The sequence below is a fragment of the Sinomonas sp. R1AF57 genome (assembly GCF_002224485.1).
Classification (GTDB): Bacteria; Actinomycetota; Actinomycetes; order Actinomycetales; family Micrococcaceae; genus Sinomonas; species Sinomonas flava.
The window spans coordinates 3,529,875-3,531,382 of record NZ_CP022463.1 but is presented as its reverse complement, the minus strand read 5'-3'; the positions used below and the strand labels follow the sequence as shown (position 1 = coordinate 3,531,382).

Annotated in this window: 2 protein-coding genes; both read left to right on the top strand. The window is 71.6% G+C overall.

What is annotated here, in order from left to right; translation table 11 throughout:
- Positions 1-75: 75 nt before the first annotated feature.
- On the top strand, positions 76-201 hold the full coding sequence (locus CGQ25_RS18570; protein WP_255405387.1) for a hypothetical protein: 126 nt from the start codon (positions 76-78) through the stop codon (positions 199-201).
- Between the two features lie 72 nt (positions 202-273).
- Positions 274-1,508: ISL3 family transposase (locus CGQ25_RS16310; RefSeq protein WP_208713132.1), on the top strand; the 1,235-nt coding region annotated here is incomplete at its 3' end.

The following is a 1,508-nucleotide window of genomic DNA, read 5'->3' as shown; positions in this document are numbered from 1 at the left end:
TTCCACGGATCGCCGGTAGAGAAGAAGACCTGACCAGCGTCCGCGATCTCCTTCCAGGCAAACAACCCGCTGCCGGTGGACGCCTACGCGCGCATGGTCCGCGGCCTGCCGGACGCGGGCGTGCCCAAGGAGGACGTGCGCCGCCTCATCGCGGACAACCCGGCTCTTCGCGTTTCGTCGGGAATCGGGCTCGTGCCGTAGGGCGTGAAGGGGCTCGTGGCCCTGTTGGATGAGTGGTGTCTAGTCATTCGTCCGGAACAGGATCCACGAGCCTTGATCGAGCCTACGTCGGGGCAGCCCTGTGCTGCCACCGTGATCTTCAACCTGCCCGACTACCGCGTACTCTCCGCCGCGCTCACCGCCTTCGGCGTCCGCCGGATCACTGTGGAGTCCACCGGGGTGCCGGGCTGTCCTGCCTGCGGGGTCGTCTCGGCCCGCGTGAAGGACCGGCGGCTCCAGCGGCTGCGGGACGTCCCGGTCGCCGGCGCTGTCGTGGTGCTGTGGCGCAAGCGGCGCTGGTTCTGCGACGAGCCGGCGTGCCCGCGTGGGTCGTTCACCGAGGCCACGGACGAGGTGCCCAGGCGGGCCCGGTCCACGCGCCGGCTCCTGCATGCGCTTGTGGATGCCGTGATCCGCTCGGGCCGTGCCGCACTCGAGGCTGCCCGGGCCCACGGGGTCTCGTGGTGGCTGGCCCAGACCGCCCTGGACGCCGCCGCTGCGACGCTGCCGGACGTCGACCTGCTCGCGCCGAAGAGGCTCGGGATCGACGAGCACAGGTACCGGTCCGTGCGCTGGTACCGGGCCGACGAGGCATCGCCGTGGGTGTGGGTCGAGCCGTGGATGACCACGATCGTGGACCTGGACACCGGGCAGGTCCTGGGCATCGTGGACGGCCGCGACAGCACCGGTGTCGGGGACTGGCTGTTCGCCCGGCCGCTGGCGTGGCGCCTCGGGGTGGAGGTCGTGGCGATCGACCCGTCTGCGGCGTTCCGCAAGGCCCTGCGGATGTGGCTTCCGCGCACCGCGGTGTCGGTCGACGCGTTCCACCTCGTCCAGCTGGCGAACCAGGCCGTCACCGAGGCCAGGCAGCGGCTGAGCCAGGAGATCAAGGGCCGGCGCGGCAGGGCGGTGGACCCGGGGTGGGCGAACCGGCGCCTGCTCCTGCGCGGCGCCGAGACCCTCTCCGGCCGCGGCAGGGCCCGCCTGCGGGAGGTCTTCGAATCCGACGACCCGACCGGGCAGCTGCAGGCCGCCTGGGAGGCCAAGGAGCAGCTCCGCACCCTGCTCGCGTCCGGGGCGCTCGAGGAGGCGCGGGACCACCTGCGGATCCTCGAGGGCCTCGTCGAGGCGGCCCCGACCGTGGAGACGAAACGGCTCCTGCGCACCGTGAAGCGCTGGTGGAACGAGATCGAAGTCCTCATCACCACCGGCGCGACCACGGCCAAGGTCGAGGCGAACAACACCGCGATCAAGAACATCAAACGAACCGGACGGGGCTTCCGGAACCC